This window comes from Leifsonia sp. LS1 (genome assembly GCF_020521355.1).
In the GTDB taxonomy this organism is placed as follows: Bacteria; Actinomycetota; Actinomycetes; order Actinomycetales; family Microbacteriaceae; genus Leifsonia.
Genome location: NZ_BPER01000002.1, coordinates 230,521 through 247,641 on the forward strand (window position 1 = coordinate 230,521; position 17,121 = coordinate 247,641).

17 protein-coding genes and 2 tRNA genes are annotated in these 17,121 nt (G+C 70.4%); 9 read left to right on the forward strand and 10 right to left on the reverse strand.

What is annotated here, in order from left to right; translation table 11 throughout:
* Positions 1-39: 39 nt before the first annotated feature.
* From LLS1_RS04370 to LLS1_RS04390, 5 genes are all read right to left on the reverse strand, one after another.
* Positions 40-738 carry an ATP-dependent Clp protease proteolytic subunit gene (locus LLS1_RS04370; RefSeq protein ID WP_374758237.1) on the reverse strand — a complete coding sequence of 233 codons (699 nt, stop codon included), beginning with the start codon at positions 736-738 and terminating at the stop codon, positions 40-42.
* A 29-nt stretch (positions 739-767) separates the two neighbouring features.
* Entirely contained in the window at positions 768-1,361 is a 594-nt protein-coding gene (locus LLS1_RS04375) for an ATP-dependent Clp protease proteolytic subunit (RefSeq protein ID WP_223360779.1), read from the reverse strand.
* A 112-nt stretch (positions 1,362-1,473) separates the two neighbouring features.
* Positions 1,474-1,962 (reverse strand): tetratricopeptide repeat protein, encoded by a 489-nt coding sequence (locus LLS1_RS04380; RefSeq protein WP_226653759.1) that lies wholly within the window; start codon positions 1,960-1,962, stop codon positions 1,474-1,476.
* Positions 1,963-2,032: 70 nt separating this feature from the next.
* Positions 2,033-3,454 carry a trigger factor gene (gene tig, locus LLS1_RS04385; protein ID WP_226653760.1) on the reverse strand — a complete coding sequence of 474 codons (1,422 nt, stop codon included), beginning with the start codon at positions 3,452-3,454 and terminating at the stop codon, positions 2,033-2,035.
* 60 nt (positions 3,455-3,514) lie between these two features.
* Positions 3,515-3,589, reverse strand: a tRNA-Pro gene (locus tag LLS1_RS04390).
* Between the two features lie 98 nt (positions 3,590-3,687).
* Here LLS1_RS04390 and LLS1_RS04395 point away from each other — a divergent pair.
* The 3 genes from LLS1_RS04395 (at position 3,688) to LLS1_RS04405 (ending at position 4,808) form a co-directional block, all read left to right on the forward strand.
* Positions 3,688-3,758 (forward strand) — tRNA-Gly (locus LLS1_RS04395).
* A 122-nt stretch (positions 3,759-3,880) separates the two neighbouring features.
* Complete coding sequence (locus tag LLS1_RS04400; RefSeq protein WP_223360768.1) at positions 3,881-4,546, forward strand: response regulator transcription factor; 666 nt, start codon at positions 3,881-3,883, stop codon at positions 4,544-4,546.
* A 49-nt stretch (positions 4,547-4,595) separates the two neighbouring features.
* The gene (locus LLS1_RS04405; RefSeq protein WP_226653761.1) at positions 4,596-4,808 is read left to right on the forward strand and encodes an antitoxin; all 213 of its coding nucleotides are present in this window, start codon (positions 4,596-4,598) and stop codon (positions 4,806-4,808) included.
* A 64-nt stretch (positions 4,809-4,872) separates the two neighbouring features.
* On the opposite strand, the gene LLS1_RS04410 is transcribed toward LLS1_RS04405, so the two are convergent.
* Positions 4,873-6,306 (reverse strand): sensor histidine kinase, encoded by a 1,434-nt coding sequence (locus tag LLS1_RS04410; RefSeq protein ID WP_226653762.1) that lies wholly within the window; start codon positions 6,304-6,306, stop codon positions 4,873-4,875.
* A gap of 168 nt (positions 6,307-6,474) precedes the next feature.
* Here LLS1_RS04410 and LLS1_RS04415 point away from each other — a divergent pair, with 168 nt between their 5' ends.
* A complete protein-coding gene (locus LLS1_RS04415; RefSeq protein ID WP_223360765.1) occupies positions 6,475-6,957 on the forward strand; it encodes a Dps family protein in 483 nt (160 codons plus the stop codon).
* Positions 6,958-7,047: 90 nt separating this feature from the next.
* Here LLS1_RS04415 and LLS1_RS04420 read toward each other — a convergent pair whose 3' ends face one another.
* From LLS1_RS04420 to LLS1_RS04435, 4 genes are read right to left on the reverse strand one after another with little or no spacing between them, the layout of a single operon-like run.
* Positions 7,048-8,496, reverse strand: coding sequence for an amidohydrolase (locus LLS1_RS04420; RefSeq protein ID WP_226653763.1), 1,449 nt, complete (start codon positions 8,494-8,496; stop codon positions 7,048-7,050).
* On the reverse strand, positions 8,493-9,131 hold the full coding sequence (locus LLS1_RS04425) for an FMN-binding negative transcriptional regulator (protein WP_226653764.1): 639 nt from the start codon (positions 9,129-9,131) through the stop codon (positions 8,493-8,495). The genes LLS1_RS04420 and LLS1_RS04425 overlap by 4 nt, the downstream gene beginning before the upstream one ends.
* Before the next feature lie 8 nt (positions 9,132-9,139).
* The gene (locus LLS1_RS04430; protein ID WP_226653765.1) at positions 9,140-10,132 is read right to left on the reverse strand and encodes an Fpg/Nei family DNA glycosylase; all 993 of its coding nucleotides are present in this window, start codon (positions 10,130-10,132) and stop codon (positions 9,140-9,142) included.
* Positions 10,132-10,620, reverse strand: a complete 489-nt coding sequence (locus tag LLS1_RS04435) for a ribose-5-phosphate isomerase (protein ID WP_223360761.1) — start codon at positions 10,618-10,620, stop codon at positions 10,132-10,134. Before LLS1_RS04435 ends, LLS1_RS04430 begins: the two co-directional genes overlap by 1 nt.
* 99 nt (positions 10,621-10,719) lie before the next feature.
* On the opposite strand from LLS1_RS04435, the gene pepN reads away from it, so the two are divergent.
* The 5 genes from pepN to LLS1_RS04460 all read left to right on the forward strand — a co-directional run bounded on the left by pepN (position 10,720) and on the right by LLS1_RS04460 (position 17,107).
* Positions 10,720-13,266, forward strand: coding sequence for an aminopeptidase N (gene pepN, locus LLS1_RS04440; protein WP_226653766.1), 2,547 nt, complete (start codon positions 10,720-10,722; stop codon positions 13,264-13,266).
* 106 nt (positions 13,267-13,372) lie between these two features.
* Entirely contained in the window at positions 13,373-14,284 is a 912-nt protein-coding gene (locus LLS1_RS04445) for an ATP-binding cassette domain-containing protein (protein ID WP_223360760.1), read from the forward strand.
* A complete protein-coding gene (locus LLS1_RS04450; protein WP_223360759.1) occupies positions 14,281-15,138 on the forward strand; it encodes an ABC transporter permease subunit in 858 nt (285 codons plus the stop codon). Before LLS1_RS04445 ends, LLS1_RS04450 begins: the two co-directional genes overlap by 4 nt.
* The gene (locus tag LLS1_RS04455; RefSeq protein ID WP_226653767.1) at positions 15,135-16,433 is read left to right on the forward strand and encodes a sensor histidine kinase; all 1,299 of its coding nucleotides are present in this window, start codon (positions 15,135-15,137) and stop codon (positions 16,431-16,433) included. The genes LLS1_RS04450 and LLS1_RS04455 overlap by 4 nt, the downstream gene beginning before the upstream one ends.
* Positions 16,430-17,107: a response regulator transcription factor gene (locus tag LLS1_RS04460; protein ID WP_223360757.1), complete on the forward strand. Its 678-nt coding sequence runs from the start codon at positions 16,430-16,432 to the stop codon at positions 17,105-17,107. Before LLS1_RS04455 ends, LLS1_RS04460 begins: the two co-directional genes overlap by 4 nt.
* Positions 17,108-17,121 lie beyond the last annotated feature (14 nt).

Here is a 17,121-nt window from a genome sequence, read left to right on the forward strand (position 1 = left end):
CGATCGCATCGACCGCGTCCTCCCCTTCTACCGCTGCTGCTACTTGACGAGCGCCGGCAGCGTCTTGCGACTGGTGAGCACCTGGTCGATCAGACCGTACTCCAGAGCCTCCTGCGCACCGAGGATCTTGTCGCGGTCGATGTCCTTGTTGACCTGCTCGACCGACCGGTTGGAGTGCTTCGCGAGCGTCTCCTCCAGCCAGCTGCGCATGCGCATGATCTCGTTGGCCTGGATCTCGATGTCCGACGCCTGACCCTGGCCCGCCTGGCCGACGGCCGGCTGGTGGATGAGGATGCGGGCGTTCGGCAGCGCGAGACGCTTGCCGGGGGTGCCCGCGGCGGTCAGCACGGCCGCGGCGGAGGCCGCCTGGCCGAGCACGACCGTCTGGATGTGCGGGCGGATGTACTGCATCGTGTCGTAGATCGCCGTCATCGCGGTGAACGAGCCACCGGGCGAGTTGATGTACATGACGATGTCGCGGTCGGGGTCCTGGCTCTCGAGCACGAGGAGCTGGGCCATGATGTCGTCCGCCGAGGCGTCGTCGACCTGCACGCCGAGGAAGATGATGCGGTCCTCGAAGAGCTTCGCGTACGGGTCCTGGCGCTTGTAGCCGTAGGCCGTGCGCTCCTCGAAGCTGGGGAGGATGTAGCGGGAGCCGGGCGCCTGCACGCCGCCGAGGGCCTGGCCGCCGAGAGGCTGGCCGTTGTGGGCGGCTCCGCCGAGCATGGGGGTGTTCATAGTGGTGTCCTTCGTCCTTCCGGCGTCCGCTACTTGGATTCCTGGTCGGTGCCGCCGCCGCCGGCGACATCGAGGGCCGACTCGCGGATGTGGTCCACGAAGCCGTACTCGAGTGCCTCCTGCGCGGTGAACCAGCGGTCGCGGTCGCCGTCGGCGTTGATCTGCTCGACGGACTTGCCCGTGGCCGACGCCGTGATCTCGGCGAGTCGCTTCTTCATGTCCAGGATGAGCTGGGCCTGGGTCTGGATGTCGCTCGCGGTTCCGCCGAAGCCGCCGTGCGGCTGGTGGAGCAGCACGCGGGCGTTCGGGGTGATGTACCGCTTGCCCTTGGTGCCGGCGGTCAGCAGGAGCTGGCCCATCGAGGCCGCCATGCCGATGCCGACGGTGACGATGTCGTTCGGGACGAACTGCATGGTGTCGTAGATCGCCATGCCGGCCGTGATCGAACCGCCGGGAGAGTTGATGTAGAGGTAGATGTCGCGCTTCGGGTCCTCGGCGGCCAGGAGCAGCAGCTTCGCGGCGATCTCGTTCGCGTTCTCGTCCCGGACCTCGGAACCGAGCCAGATGATGCGGTCCTTCAGCAGTCTGTCGAAAACATTGGGCTGGATACCCAGGTCGGCCATGTTCGCTCCGTTTCCTTATCGCTTGGGATCGAATCTATCGGAGCGGTGCGGCCATTTCGGCGCTGTTCGCCCTGGGCAGAGTGGTGTCGCGCCGTGCGACACGACGGCGGGGTCAGGCGTCGTCGAGCTCGGCCGCGTATGCGGAGATCGCACGGCCGTAGCGGGAGGCGTGCGGTGCGAGAGCGGTCAGGGCTTCCCGAAGGGCCTCCGCATTCAGGCCGAGATCGAAGAGCGCGAGCGCGGCGAAGGCGCGCGCGTCGGCGGCGAGCGGAGCGCCGGCGGGCTGGGCGGCGAGCAGGTCGCGGAGCAGCTCGACCGCCTCCTCGGGACGATCCAGGTTGCGGAGCGTGCTTGCGAGCTGGATCGTCGCCCGCGAACGCTCCGGTTCGGCGAGGCCCGCGTCGAGTGCCGCCCGGTAGAGCGGCTCCGCCTCCGCCTCCCGTCCGGCGTAGTCGTACGCACCCGCGCTCTCGTACAGCGCAGTGGCGTCCCCCGCGGGCCGCTCGGCTGCGAGGGCGAGGATCGCGGCGACGGTCGCCGCCTCACCCCGGTCGTCCGCCGCGTCCCACGCCGCGTCGACACGCTGCTGCCAGTCGTCCATTCCGTCTCCCTCGTGCCGGATACGACGAAGGCCGGGCGCGTGCGCACCCGGCCTTCGTCGTCGTGTCGTGTTACTCCGCGTCCGCGGCCTTCTTCTTGGCGGCCGGCTTCTTGGCGGGAGCCTTCTTCTTCGGCTTGTCCTCGGCGGCAGGGGCCTCGGCGGCCTCCTCCGCGGGGGCCTCGGCGTCCTGGGCCTCCGCGTCCTCGTCGTCGCCCGAGGCGACGGCCGTGAACTCGCTGAGGTCGACGGGCTTGCCGTTGCTGTCGACGACCTTCACCTTGCCGAGCACGATCGCGAGCGCCTTGTTGCGGGCGACCTCGCCGACCATCGACGGAATCTGGCCGTTCTCGCTGAGGATCTTGACGAACTCGTTCGGGTCCATGCCGTACTGCGCGGCACCCTGGATGAGGTACTGGGTGAGCTCGTCCTGGCTGACCTTGACGTCCTCGGCCGTCGAGACCTCGTCCAGCAGGATCTGCGTGCGGAAGGTCTTCTCGCTCGACTCCTTCACCTCGGCGCGGTGCACGTCGTCCTCGAGGCGGTTCTCCTGCTCGAGGTGGCGGTGCACCTCGTCCTCGACGAGCTGCTCCGGGACCGGGATCTCGACGAGCTCGAGGAGCGTGTCGACGAGCTGGTCACGGGCGGAGGTGCCCTGGCCGAACGCCTTCGAGCGCTCCACCTGGGTGCGCAGGCTGTCCCGCAGCTCGGCGATGGTGTCGAACTCGCTCGCGATCTGGGCGAAGTCGTCGTCCGCCTCCGGCAGCTCCCGCTCCTTCACGGCGTTGAGCGTGACCGTGATCTGCGCGTTCTCGCCCTCGTGGTCGCCGCCCATGAGCGGAGCCTCGAAGGTCGTGGTCTCCCCCGCGGTCAGCGTGTCGAGCGCCTCGTCGATGCCGTCGATCAGCTCGCCGGAGCCGATCTCGTAGGAGATGTTCGCGGCGGTGTCGACCTCCTCGCCGCCGATCTCGGCGGTCAGATCGATCTGGGCGAAGTCGCCCTTCTTGGCCGGACGGTCGACCGTCACGAGCGTGCCGAAGCGGCTGCGCAGGGTGTCGAGCTCCTCGTCGATGTCGCTCTCCGCGATCTCGGCGGCGTCGACCGTGATGGTGATGTCGTCGAGCTTCGGGAGGGTGATCTCCGGGCGCACGTCGACCTCGATGGTGAGCAGCAGGTCACCGGAGAAGTCCTTCTCGGCCGGCCACTCGGTGATGTCGGCCTGCGGGCGGCCGAGCGGGCGCACGTCGTTCTCCTCGACGGCCGCACGGTAGAAACCGTCCAGGCCCTCGTTGACGGCGTGCTCGAGGACGGCAGCCTTGCCGACCCGCTGGTCGATGATCGCCGGCGGGACCTTGCCCTTGCGGAAGCCGGGGATGCTGACCTGCTCGGCGATGTGCTCGTACGCGTGGGTGATGGAAGGCTTCAGCTCCTCCGGCGTCACCGAGATGGTGAGCTTGGCGCGGGTGGGGCTGAGCTTCTCGACCGTGGTCTTCACGATGTCTGGGTTCTCCTGAATGTTCGAACGATGGTCTTCTCGCAAGGAACGAGGTCCTCGTCGGGGCGACAGGATTCGAACCTGCGACCTCCCGCTCCCAAAGCGGGCGCTCTAGCCAAGCTGAGCTACGCCCCGGCTACAACGGTGCGAAAGACCACGCGCAAGTCTACTGCACACGAGATGACCCCCGCGTGTACTACGATGGTCCCCGGCCGCCGCAGACGCGCGGCTTCGGGGATGTAGCTCAATGGTAGAGCCTCAGTCTTCCAAACTGATTACGCGGGTTCGATTCCCGTCATCCCCTCCGTTGGCATCCCGCCGTACACACATTTGGACCAAATGTGTGGTGAGAGAGCGTCATTCTCGACATTCGGTCCAAATGTCTGCGGCGGGACGTCGCCGCTGTGCCCGAATAGGCTGGCTCCCGTGCCGCTGAACCCCACCTCCGCTCCGCTCCGCCTGGTCGTCGCCGACGACTCCGTCCTGTTGCGGGAGGGGCTGATCCGGCTGTTCGACGAGGCCGGGTTCGAGACGGTCGGGGCGTACGGGGACGCGGAGTCGCTGTTGGCGGAGATCGGCGCGGTGGGGCCGGATGTGGCGGTGCTCGACGTGCGGATGCCGCCGACGTTCCGCGACGAGGGGGTGCGGGCGGCGCTGCGGATCCGGGCCGAGCATCCGGGGGTCGCCGTGCTGCTGCTCAGCCAGTACGTCGAGGGGACCTACGCGCAGGAGCTGCTCGCCAGCGGGGAGGGCGGCACGGGTTACCTGCTGAAGGATCGCATCGCGTCGCTCGACGAGCTGCGGGACGCCGTGACGCGGGTCGCGCAGGGCGGTACGGTGCTCGACCCGGAGGTCGTGCGCGAGCTGCTGACGCGGCGCACGGATCCGCTGGCGACGCTGACGCCGCGTGAGCGGGAGGTCCTGGGGCTGATGGCTGAGGGGCGCACCAACTCGGCGATCGCCGCGCAACTGGTGATCGGGGTGGGCGCCGTCGAGAAGAACGTGACGTCGATCTTCCAGAAGCTGACACTGGAGGACTCCGGCGACGACCACCGCAGGGTGCTCGCGGTACTGGCGTTCCTGCAGCGGTGAGGACAGAATGGCGCGTGAACCGCTCATCGACGACGAAAGCAGGTGCACCGTGGCAGGACTGGACGACATCACCAACAAGGCCAAGGAATTCCTCGACAGCGATACTGTGAAGAACGCGCTGAAGTCCGAGCAGGCCGAGGACATCAGCGACAAGCTGCTCGACGGGGTCGCCGACGCGGCCAACAAGGTCACCGGTGGCAAGTTCGAGAGCCAGATCGACGGCGCTCGCGATGCCGCGGACAAGGCCGTCGGCACCGAGTAGCGACGATCGCTTGATGAAGGGCGGGGAAGGGACAGCCCTCCCCCGCCCTTCGTCGTCTCCGCGCTCAGGAGAGCGGGAGGCGCGCCCCGATCCGCGACGGGCCCCCGGCCGGGCTGTCCACGACGAACTCGCCGCGCAGGCCGCGCACGCGCTCGGCCAGCCCGCTGAGGCCGTGGCCGGCGACCGCGGCCGCACCCCCGGTACCGTTGTCGGTCACCCACACGCTCAGCCACACAGCACCCGACGGATCGACAGTGCGGTCCAGGAACAGCCGCGATTCCGTCGCACCCGAGTGCTTCGCGACGTTCGCCGCCAGCTCGGCGAGCACGTAGTAGGCGTTGCGTTCGGTCTCCGGGCTGAAGCGTTCGCCGGTCGCGAGCGACGACTCCACCCGCATCGGCACGGTGCTGCGCGCGGCGAGCGACTCGGCGGCTGCGGCGAGTCCTCGGTCCTGAAGAAGCGGCGGTGCGAAGCCGCGGGAGAGCGCCCGAAGCTCCTCCAGAGTGTCCCCCGCCTGCTGCCGGGCCTCGGCCAGGAGGGCGGCCGCGGCGTCCGGGTCGTCGGCGAGTTTGCGCTCGGCGGCGGCGATGTCCATCTGCAGCCGGATGAGCCGCTGCTGCGGGCCGTCGTGCAGATCGCGCTCCAGGCGGCGCAGCGCCTGGTCCTCGGCGGCGACGGCAGCACCGCGCGAGGCCGACAGGTCGGCGACCTCCCGCTGCAGCGCCTCGGAGCGCCACGCGCCGAGCAGCCCGCGCGCGATGGCGTCATGGGCGAGGGTCAACCCGCGGGTGACGAACGGCAGCGTCGCGGCGAACACCACCCCGAGGATGAAGTACAGGATGCGGTCGCCGAGCACCGGATCGAAGGTGGAGCTCGTGCGGAAGGCCCAGTCCACGATCACGTGGGAGAGATGGACGTTCTGCCCTTCGTGCGGAATGAATCCGTCCCAGATCCAATCGGTGAGTCCGCCGAGCGCCATGAGCGTCCACACCATCGTGACGGTCCAGGTGACGATGCTGACGATCGGGTTGATCAGGATGCCGTGCAGCAGGTAGAGCCAGTAGTGGCCGTTGACGAACGGCCCGAACGCGACCCGCCAGAACGTGCGCGGCGTGCCCCGGGGCTCCCACGTCGGCCGCGCGATCTCGGGTCGGCGCGCCCAGCGCAGGCGCACGAGCTCGAGGGTGCCGAACCCGCGGGCGGTGTAGAACGCGCCGATGAGGATGAACAGGCCGACGTAGATGACGATCGTGCCGACCCCCGTCCAGAAGAGCGACTGCAGCACCGAGAGGCCGACGATCGCGATCGGCATGGTGAGGAGCAGGAACCCGAGCTCGCGCGGGACGCCCCGCCACAGCGAGCCGTACGTCGTGCGGTCGGTGGGCGGAGCGGGACGTGCGTTCACGGGATCCAGCATGGCGGACGGGACGGCGGTCATGGTTCTTCTCCAGTCGGTGAGGATGCCTCCAGCCTCGCGGGCGCCTGCGGACGAACCCATCCCGCGAGCCTCCCGATCCCAGCGGGGGTTATCCCCCGGGGCGGCGTCCCGCCCACGTTCGGCCGTCGCCCAGGCAAGGCTCAGCTGAGTAAGCCGAGGCTCAGCTTCGTTGCGGAATTCCGGTGCCCGGGTAGCGTTGAAGCAGGCACGAGAAAGGACGCCACAACCATGACGGACATCGCCGCAAGCCAGAGTGTTTCCAACCCGGACGTCGCCGCCGGGGTCGCCCAGTTCCTGAGCCCGGTGGTCGTCGACCTCACCGCGCTCGTCGTCAACGGAAAGCAGGCGCACTGGCATGTGCGCGGCGCCAACTTCATCGGCGTCCACGAGCTGCTCGACACGATCGTCGACCACGCGCAGGAGTGGGCCGACCTGGCCGCCGAGCGCATCGTCGCCCTGGGCCTGCCCGTCGACGGCCGCCTCGGGACCGTGGCCGCCAAGACCACGACCCCGGAGCTGACCGCGGGCTTCCGGCCCGCCAACGACACGATCGCCGAGGTCATCGCGCAGATCGACGCCGCCCTGGCGGCCGTCAACACCGCGGTGAAGGAGCTCGACGAGCTCGATCAGACCAGCCAGGACGTCGCGATCGAGATCGCGCGCGGTCTCGACAAGGACCGCTGGTTCCTGTTCGCCCACATCAGCGAGTAGCGCCCGCCGCACGAGTGCGGCTCTTCGGGACGAACGCGGTGCTGCGCCGAGCAGCACTCGCCCCGGGGAGCCGCACTTGTCGTCTGCGGCTCAGCGGAGCGTGTCGTGGGTGAACCGACCGCCCAGCAGGGTCGCGGCGACGGGCGCGGCGCGCAGCGCCTCCCCTGCGAGCGTCGACGGGTCTGCGTCGAGGACCACGAGGTCGGCAGGCTCCCCCGTGGCCACACGGCTGCGCACCGAGGCATCGAGCGCCGCGGAGAACGGGATGCGCTGCTCGGGATGCCACGGCTCGCGCCCGGCACGCGACCGATCCACCGCGGCGCCGATCGCGACCCACGGATCGAGCGGCGCGACCGGCGCATCCGACCCGAAGGCCAGCCGCACGCCGTGGCGGAGGAAGTCCGCGAGCGGGAAGGCGCGGTCGGTGCGCCCCTCCCACAGTCGCTCGGCGACATCCCGATCGTCCATCGCGTGCTCGGGCTGCACGCTCGCGGTCACCCCGAGCCGCGCGAAACGCGCCACGTCGTCCGGGGCGACCAGCTGCGCATGCTCGATACGGCCCCGGACGCCGATGCGCTCGAAGGCGTCCAGCGCCCGCCGGTTCGCCTCGTCGCCGATGGCGTGAACGGCGGGCTCGATGCCGTTGCGCACGGCGAACCGCATCGCGGCGACCAGCTCGTCCCCGCTGAGGTTGGCGACACCGTGGCTGCCGTCCGGATACGCGTGAGTGCAGAGCGCGGTGCGCGTGTTGAGCGATCCGTCGGAGATGACCTTGAACGGGCCGACGGTCAGCAGCCCGTCGGTGCCCTCCACCGGTGCGCCCGTGCGCAGGCCCAGGCCGGCGGCGCGTTCGAGATCGTCGCCGTAGACGCCGAACTCCACGCGCAGGAGGGGATCGGACGGCGCCATCCGGCGGACCCACGTGTCGAGGTTCCAGCCGTACTCCAGGTCGACGATCCCGACGACGCCGCGGCGCGCCGCGGCCGCAGCGGCCTCGGCCGCCCAGCGGTCCGACGTCGCCTCGTCGGCTGGGCCGAGCTCGCTCGTGACCGCGAAACTCGCGTCCTCTCGCAGCACCGCGTCGTCGGATGCCGGGGCGAACCGTTGCGCCGCAGCAGAGTTCAGCCAGGAGCAGTGCAGGTCCCCCGCCATCAGTACCACCGGCCGCCGCCCCGCCGCGGCGTCCAAGAGGGCACGGGTCGGGAGGTCGGGCCAGAGTGCGTCGTGGAAGCCGAACCCCACCAGCAGCTCCTCCCCCGGCTCGGCCGCGACGCGACGGCGCACCAGGTCCGCCGCCTCCGCTGCGGAGGCTGCGCGCGAGACGTCCAGGCGGCGCGCGGTCTGCGCCCACTGGGTGAAGTGCACGTGGTTGTCCCAGAGCCCGGGCACCAGCCAGCGACCGCCCAGGTCCAGCCGTTCCGCCCCGCGCGGGTCGAGGCGTCCGGCGAGGTCGACGGCGTCGATCCGGCCCTCGACGATCCGCAGGTCCAGCACGCCGTCCGATCCGGGCAGCCGCGCCCCGGCCAGCAGCAGGCTCATCGGGCGGCGCGACGGCGGTCGTGCACGATCGTCATCTCGCGGAGCAACCCGTCGCTCGCGTACGGCCCGTCGCCGGCGAGCTCCCGGAGGATGCGGTCGACGATGTGGTCCGGCCGGTTCTGGCTCATCTTCTGCTTGGCGGTGATCCGGGTCGGTGTGAGGCGCAGACCAACGGTGCCCGACGCGATCCGCTGGGCGTACGCGGCGTCGGCCTCGGTGCCCGCCATCCGCCGCGGCTCCGGGAGCTCGCGCTCGAAGTGGTCGACCAGGCGCGCGAGCACGTCGAGGTTCTCCTCGTCGCTCAGGATCTCCGGCACTCCGGAGAAGTGCGCGGAGATGAAGTTCCAGGTCGGGACGGCGGGCTTGTCGTCGTACCAGCCCGACGAGATGTAGCCGTGCGGGCCCTGCACGATGATCATGAGCTCGTGCTCGCCCAGCTCGTGCAACTGCTCGTCGGGGCGGCCGACATGACTCAGGAGGCAGATCCCGTCCCGGGTGTCGTCGAGGATCACCGGGTAGTGCGACGCCACCAGTCCGGCCTCCGTGTGGCTGACGAACGTCGCCCACGGGTTCTCGCGGATGAGCCGCGCCAGTTCTTCGGCGTCGGTGAGGGTGAAGCTCGGGTTCTGGCGCATGCCGCCTCCTAGGCCTGATCCTTCGGGCACCAGTACAGCTTGCGGCCGCCCAGCTCCTCCATCACGATGTGCGTCCCGCAGACACGGCAGGGCAGACCTTCCCGCTTGTAGACCCAGTGGCGGTCGTCGCGGCTCGCCATCGCCTTGCGGTACGCCTCGTCGTCGAGGTCGTCCATCGTCATCATCTGGCCGGTCGCGACGCCGATGCGCAGCAGCTTCACCCAGTCGCGCCAGAGTGCGCGCACGGTGTCCTCCGGGACCAGCTTGCCGGGCGTGTGCGGGTTCTGGCGCGCGCGGAACAGCAGCTCGGCGCGATAGACGTTGCCGATGCCGCTCACGACGCTCTGGTCCATGAGCAGGAGCGCGATCGCGGTGGGCTTGCGCCGCACCGTCGCGACGAAACGCTCCTCGGCATCCGGCCCGTCGTCGAGCATCGGGTCGGGCCCGAGCTTGGCGATGACCGCATCCACCTGCGCCGGGTCCAGCACCTCGCAGGCCGTGGGGCCTCGGAGGTCCGCCACTGCGGTGTCCGTCAGCAGGCGCACACGCACCTGGCCGACCGGCTCGGGCGGGAACGTCGTGATCTCGGCCTCCAGCTTCTCCGATTCGGCCATGCGCAAGCGGGTGCGGCGCGGTGCGCCGATCGAATGGAGGGAGTTCTCACCCGCGTCGTCGAAGACCCGGGCGTCGTCGGCCACGGTGCCGCGCTGGTTGGTCTGCCCCATGCGCCCGTTGGCCGAGGCGATCGTCGGATCGACGCTGATCTCGCCCGCGAAGTCCCACGCACCGTAGATACCGAGGTGGATGCGCAGCCACAGCCCGTTCTCGAACTCGAGGAACATCTGCTTGCCCACGGCCTTCGCCGCGGTCATGACCTGGCCGTCGATGCGCGCGGCGCCCTCGGCGAACCGCCCCTGGGGCGACGAGACGGCCACCCGGTGACCGACGAAGTTCGTCGCGAACTGCCGGGCGATGCGATGGACGGAGTGGCCCTCGGGCATCAGCGGTCCACGTTCTTGCCCGCGATGTCGCCGGTGGCCTCGAACTCGGCCAGCTGTGCGATCCGGCGCACGTGCCGCTCCTCGAACGAGAACGGCTCCGCGATGAAGAGGTCGATGAAGCGCGTGGCCTCCTCCACGGTGTGCTGCCGCGCGCCGATCGAGATCACGTTGGCATCGTTGTGCTGCCGGGCGAGCTGCGCGGTGCTCTCGTTCCAGACGAGCGCCGCACGCACGCCGAGCACCTTGTTGGCGGCGATCTGCTCGCCGTTGCCCGATCCGCCGAAGACGACCCCGAGCGCCTGCACGCCGGCCTGCTGATCGCGCACCACGGCCTTCGCGGCGTTGATGCAGAACGCCGGGTAGTCGTCGATCGGGTCGTACGCGGCCGGACCGTGGTCCACGACCTCGTGGCCCGCGGCGCTCAGGTGCTCCTGGAGGTGCGTGCTGAAGTCGAGGCCGGCATGGTCGGTGGCGATGTGGATGCGCATGAGGCAAGTCTAGGGAAGGCCGCCGACGGCGGCGCGCGGGTCACTAAGGTGGATCGGGTGGACACGATCCACGCGAATCTCGTCTTCAAGGAGTCACCGTTGCCCGGAGAAAACCTCACCCGCATCGAAGCACAGGAGCGCGCGTCGCTCGTCAGCACCCACGCCTACGAGGTCGCGCTCGACCTGACGACCGGTCCGGAGACCTTCCGCAGCACGACGACCGTGCGCTTCTCCGCGACCGCGGGCGCGTCGACGTTCATCGACGCGATCACCCGCACCGTGCACTCGGTGGTCCTCAACGGCGTCGAGCTCGACCCGGCGGAGGTCGCCGACGGCGTGCGCATCCGGTTGGACGGCCTGCAGGCCGAGAACGTGCTGACCGTCGACGCCGACGCGATCTACACGAACACCGGTGAGGGCCTGCACCGCTTCGTCGACCCGGTCGACGGCGAGGTGTACCTCTACAGCCAGTTCGAGGTGCCCGACTCCCGCCGCATGTTCGCGGTCTTCGAGCAGCCCGATCTGAAGGCGACGTTCGCGTTCACGGTCACCGCTCCCGCGAACTGGGCCGTGGTGAGCAACTCCCCCACCCCCGAGTCCGTGCCCGCGGGCGAGGGCGTCGCGACGTGGACGTTCGCCCCGACCTCTGTCATCTCGTCGTACATCACCGCGCTCATCGCCGGACCGTACGAGTCGGTGCACAGCGAGCTGACGAGCAGCGACGGCCGGACCATCCCGCTCGGCGTCTACGCGCGCAAGAGCCTGGCCGGGTTCCTCGACGCCGATTACATCTTCGAGAAGACCCGCGAGGGGTTCGCCTTCTACGAGGAGCGGTTCGACGTCCCGTACCCGTTCGAGAAGTACGACCAGCTGTTCGTGCCGGAGTTCAACGCCGGCGCGATGGAGAACGCCGGCGCGGTGACATTCACCGAGACCTACGTGTTCCGCTCCAAGGTGACCGACGCCATCAAGGAGCGCCGCGTCGTCACGATCCTGCACGAGCTCGCGCACATGTGGTTCGGCGACCTGGTCACCATGAAGTGGTGGAACGACCTGTGGCTGAACGAGTCGTTCGCCGAGTACGCCTCGACTCTCGCGACGGCCGAGGCGACCGAGTGGCACGAGGCGTGGACGACCTTCGCCGCGATGGAGAAGAGCTGGGCGTACAAGCAGGACCAGCTGCCGTCGACCCACCCCATCGTCGCCACGATCAACGACCTGGAGGACGTGCAGGTCAACTTCGACGGCATCACCTACGCCAAGGGCGCCTCGGTGCTCAAGCAGCTGGTGGCGTGGGTCGGCCAGGACGACTTCCTCGCGGGCGTCTCCGAGTACTTCACGAAGCACGCCCACGGCAACACCGAGCTGAAGGACCTCCTCGTCGAGCTGGAGGCCACCAGCGGCCGCGACCTCACCGACTGGTCGGCGAAGTGGCTCGAGACCGCGGGCGTCAACACGCTTCGTCCCGAGATCGAGGTCGACGCGGACGGCGTCATCACATCGTTCGCCGTGCTGCAGACCGCCGCGGCCGACTACCCGACCATCCGCCCGCACCGCCTCGCGATCGGCTTCTACGAGCTGCGGGACGGCGCGCTCGTACGCGACCACCGTGTCGAGCTGGACGTCGACGGGGAGCGCACCGAGGTCGCCGAACTCGTCGGCCGCACCCGCCCGGCGCTCGTGCTGCTCAACGACGACGACCTGGCCTACGCCAAGATCCGTCTGGACGACGCGTCGCTGGCCGTCGCGATCGAGCACCTCGGCCAGATCGAGAGCCCGCTCGCGCGCTCGCTCGTCTGGGGCGCCGCCTGGGATGCCACGCGCGATGCCGAGAGCAGCGCGAGCGACTACGTGCGCCTCGTGCTCGGCAACATCGCCGCCGAGACGGAGTCGACCACGCTCCGCACGACCCTCACCCAGCTCGGCCTGGCCGCGGGAAGCTACGTCGCGCCCGAGCGTCAGAAGGAGACGATGCAGGCGGTCGCGACCGCGCTCTGGGAGCTGGCGAAGCAGGCCGAGGCCGGCAGCGACGCGCAGTTCCAGTTCGTCAAGTTCTTCGCCGCCTACGCGTCGACCGACGAGCACCTGGCCGAGATCGCCGCGCTGCGCGACGGCTCGCAGACGCTCGAGGGCCTCACAGTCGACACCGACCTGGCCTGGGAGCTGCTGATCGCCCTCGTCGCCGGTGGCGCGGCCGGCACCGCCGAGATCGACGCGGCCCTCGCGGCGGACAACACCGCCAACGGCGGCCAGTTCGCCGCGCAGGCGCGGGCGAGCATCCCGACCGCCGCGGGCAAGCAGGCGGCATGGGACTCGGTGTTCGGCTCCGACGACCTGCCGAACACCATCGTGCGCTTCACCGGGATCGGCTTCCAGCGCGCGGCCGACACGTCGGTGCTCGCGGGCTTCGTCGCGCCGTACTTCGCCGCCCTGCAGGACGTGTGGGAGTCGCGCTCGTACAAGATCGCGGAGTACCTCGTCGCGGGCATGTACCCGGCGGCGCTGGCGAACGCCGAGCTGCGCGACGCGACGCGCACCTGGCTCGACGCCCATCCGGAGCCGGCGGCGCTCCGCCGCCTCGTGGTGGAGAACCTCGCGGGCGTGGAGCGCGCGCTCGCCGCCCAGGAGCGCGACGCGCAGAGCTGACGCACCGCGCGCATCACGCGAGCGAGCTGAGGAGGGGACCCTCGTCCGACCGGCCTGGTACCAGGGGCCGATGGCGGACGAGGGCCCCTCCCTCTACGTTGGAACCATGATTCAACTCGACCGCCTCACGAAGAGGTTCGGCCCCAAGACGGCCGTCGACGGCATCACCGCCACCGTCCAGCCCGGCAAGGTCACCGGCTTCCTCGGGCCGAACGGCGCGGGCAAGTCGACGACCATGCGCATGATCATGGGCCTCGACCGCCCGACCTCGGGAGGCGCGACCGTCAACGGCAAACGCTACGCCGAGCTGAGTTCGCCGCTCACCGAGGTCGGCGCCCTGCTCGACGCCAAGGCCGTGCACACCGGCCGCACCGCCTACGGACACCTGCTTGCGATGGCGGCCACCCACGGCATCCCGAAGCGCCGCGTCCACGAGGTCATCGGGCTCACCGGGCTCGACTCCGTCGCGGGCAAGCGCGTCGGCGGGTTCTCGCTCGGCATGGGCCAGCGGCTCGGCATCGCCGCCGCCATGCTCGGCGACCCCGCCACCCTCATCCTGGACGAGCCGGTCAACGGCCTCGACCCGGAGGGCGTGCTCTGGGTGCGGCAGTTCGCCCGTCACCTGGCCGCACAGGGCCGGACCGTCTTCCTCTCCTCGCACCTGATGAGCGAGATGGCCCAGACCGCCGACCACATCATCGTGCTCGGCCGCGGGCGCATCCTGGCCGACGCCCCCGTCGACCAGATCCTCGCCGGCGCCACCCGCAACGCCGTGCGGGTGCGCACACCGCAGGTCGACGAGCTCGCCCGCGCGATCTCCTCCGCCGACGTCACCGTGACCGGCGTGGAGAACCAGCTCATCGAGGTCACCGGACTCACGGCCGCCCAGGTCGGCGAGGCCGCCGCCCGCTCCGGCGTCGTGCTCCACGAGCTCACGCCGCTGAGCGCTTCGCTCGAGGAGGCCTACCTCGAGCTCACCCACGACGAGGTCGAATACCGCACGGAGGTCGAGAAGTGACCACGACAGCCCCCGCCCGCCCGCACGAGCACTCGACGCTCGGCCGGCTCAGCTTCCCGCGCGTCGTGCGCTCCGAGTGGATCAAGCTGCGCACCCTGCGTTCCACGTTCTGGACGCTCGCGAGCGTCATCGTGCTCGTCATCGGCATCGCCGCCCTCGTCGCGACGGCGATCCCGGAGAAGTCGGTCCTGTTCGGCGAGGTGCCGCAGTCCCAGCGTGCCGGGATCGAGGCCCAGGCGGCGCAGTTCGCCACCAGCGCTTCGACGGCCGGACTCACGTTCGCCGCACTCGTGATCGCCGTCCTCGGCGTGCTGGTGATCAGCGGGGAGTTCTCCACCGGAATGATCCGTTCGTCGTTCGCCGCCGTGCCGCGCCGCTTCCCGGTCTTCCTGGCGAAGGCCCTCGTCCTGTTCGGCGTCTCCTTCGTCGTCGGGCTGGTCTCCTCGGCGGCCTCCTGGGCGGTCGCGCTGCCCATCCTGAACGGCAAGGGCTACCCCGGCGACCTGCTCGCCTCCGACACGCTCTGGGCGATCGTCGGCGCCGGCGCGTACCTCGGGCTGGTCGCGGTCTTCGCCCTGGGCGTGGGCGCCATCCTCAAGTCGACCGCCGGCGGCATCGCTGCGGCCCTCGGCGTGCTGCTGGTGCTGCCGATCATCGCCAACCTCGTCTCGAGCCTGACCAAGACCCAGTGGGTGCAGGATGCCGGGCACTACCTCCTGAGCAGCGCGGGGACCGGACTCGCCGGGGTGACCAACGGCACGCTCGAGCCGTGGGCGAACATCCTCACGGCGATCGCCTGGGCCGTGGTCTCGTTCGTCGTGGGCGCCCTCCTGCTCCAGCGACGGGACGCATGACCCAGTCCCTCCCCGCGGCGGATCCGGCCCCGGGCGCTCTGGAACTCCCCAGACCGCCCGGGGTCATCCGCCGCTTCCTGGCGGATCACCCGCTGCTCGTCGACACGGCGGTCGTCACCGTCTACTTCGTCCCGTCCATCCTGCTGACCGTCGTCACCCTGATCATGACGCCGTCCGTCGCCGGAGCGATCGAGGTCGCCCTCGTGATCGCCGCCGGCGGCTCGCTCTACGTCAGGCGGCAGCACCCGCGGGTGGTGTTCGCGGTCGCCATGGCGGTGCTCGTCGGCAGCACCCTGCTCGGCCACCTCGTGGACTTCGTCCCCGCGTTGTTCGCCCTCTATGCCCTCGCGGTCTACCGCTCCACGTCCTCCGCCTGGATCGGCTTCGCGATCACCGCGGGCGCGTCGCTCGGCTCGCTCGGAATCACCCAGCTGCTCCGCCGCACGGGTGTCTACGCGGCCCAGCCGGAGGACCCGACGAGCACCGGGTTCACGGTCCTCGCGTTCTCGCTGGTCGCCGTGCTGATCGGCAACAACATCGGCGGCCGCCGCCGCTACCTGACGGCCCTCATCGACCGTGCCCGCCAGCTGGCTCGGGAGCGCGACCAGCAAGCGGTCATCGCGGCGTCCGCCGAACGCAGCCGCATCGCGCGCGAGATGCACGACATCGTGTCGCACAGCCTCACGGTCATGATCACTCTCTCGGAGGGATCGGCCCGCCTCGCTCAGACCGCACCCGACCGCTCCGCGGAGACCATGCGGATGGTCGCGGAGACGGGGCGGACCGCGCTCGGAGACATGCGCCGCCTGCTGGGCGTCCTGCGTTCCGACGAACTCGAGGGCGCCGCCCACCAGCCCCAGCCGGGCGTCGGCGACCTCGGCGAGCTCGTGGAGCGGTTCCGCGCCGCCGGCATGTCCGTGCGCATCACCATCACCGGCGAGCCGCCCGCCGACGTCGGCCAACAGCTCACCGTCTACCGGGTGGTGCAGGAGGGCCTCACCAACGCCCTCCGGTACGGTCCGCTGGCCGACACCGTCGAGGTGACCATCCGCTTCCGCCCGGAGCGCATCGCGATCACCGTCGAGGACGACGCCGCCGTGCACACCGACGCCGTCGAGGGCTCCGGTCGCGGCCTGATCGGGCTGCGCGAGCGCGTCGCGCTGTACGGCGGCACGCTCGACGCCGGCCCCAAGAACCCCGCGGGCTGGCGGCTGCACGCCGAGTTCGACGCCATCCGGCCGGCCGCCGCCACCGACACCCCCGCCACCGCAACCGACCTCGAGGAGAAACCGTGACCGACCCGCTCCCCCTCCGCATCCTGCTCGTCGACGACCAGTCGCTCGTGCGCCTGGGCTTCCGCATGGTGCTCGACGCGGAGGACGACTTCCGCGTCGTCGGAGAGGCCGCCGACGGCGCCGAGGCCGTGCGGCTCGCGGTCGAGACGCGCCCCGACGTGATCCTGATGGACGTGCGCATGCCGGCGATGGACGGGATCGAGGCGACCAGGCGCATCGTCGCCGCCAACCCCGACGCGCGCATCATCATCCTCACCACGTTCGACCTCGACGAGTACGCGTTCGGCGGGCTCCGAGCGGGCGCGAGCGGGTTCCTGCTGAAGGATGCCCGCCCCGCCGAGCTGATCGCGGCGATCCGCGCGGTCGCGGCCGGAGATGCCGCCGTCACCGGCCGGGTGACGCGGTCGATGCTCGAGCTGTTCGCCGACCGCCTCCCGGCGTCGGCGACGGACACGGCGGCGGGAGTCGACGTGACGGCGGCCCTGACCCCGCGCGAGCGGGAGATCCTGCTCGCGATGGCGGACGGCCTCACCAACGGCGAGATCGGCGCGAAGTTCTTCCTCACCGAGTCGACCGTCAAGACCCATGTGGGGCGCGTGCTCGCCAAGCTGCACCTGCGCGACCGGGTGCACGCGGTGATCTTCGCCTACGACAACGGCCTCGTCGAGCGCTGAATCCAGGCCGCGCC

Bases quoted from the DNA above. Each gene is read 5' to 3' on its own strand.
- LLS1_RS04455 (WP_226653767.1), top strand. From the start codon at position 15,135: ATGACCCAGTCCCTCCCCGCGGCGGATCCGGCCCCGGGCGCTCTGGAA.
- LLS1_RS04380 (WP_226653759.1), bottom strand. From the start codon at position 1,962: ATGGACGACTGGCAGCAGCGTGTCGACGCGGCGTGGGACGCGGCGGAC.
- LLS1_RS04435 (WP_223360761.1), bottom strand. From the start codon at position 10,620: ATGCGCATCCACATCGCCACCGACCATGCCGGCCTCGACTTCAGCACG.
- LLS1_RS04445 (WP_223360760.1), top strand. From the start codon at position 13,373: ATGATTCAACTCGACCGCCTCACGAAGAGGTTCGGCCCCAAGACGGCC.
- LLS1_RS04425 (WP_226653764.1), bottom strand. From the start codon at position 9,131: ATGCGCCAGAACCCGAGCTTCACCCTCACCGACGCCGAAGAACTGGCG.
- LLS1_RS04375 (WP_223360779.1), bottom strand. From the start codon at position 1,361: ATGGCCGACCTGGGTATCCAGCCCAATGTTTTCGACAGACTGCTGAAG.
- LLS1_RS04420 (WP_226653763.1), bottom strand. From the start codon at position 8,496: ATGAGCCTGCTGCTGGCCGGGGCGCGGCTGCCCGGATCGGACGGCGTG.
- LLS1_RS04370 (WP_374758237.1), bottom strand. From the start codon at position 738: ATGAACACCCCCATGCTCGGCGGAGCCGCCCACAACGGCCAGCCTCTC.
- LLS1_RS04430 (WP_226653765.1), bottom strand. From the start codon at position 10,132: ATGCCCGAGGGCCACTCCGTCCATCGCATCGCCCGGCAGTTCGCGACG.
- LLS1_RS04415 (WP_223360765.1), top strand. From the start codon at position 6,475: ATGACGGACATCGCCGCAAGCCAGAGTGTTTCCAACCCGGACGTCGCC.
- LLS1_RS04410 (WP_226653762.1), bottom strand. From the start codon at position 6,306: ATGGGTTCGTCCGCAGGCGCCCGCGAGGCTGGAGGCATCCTCACCGAC.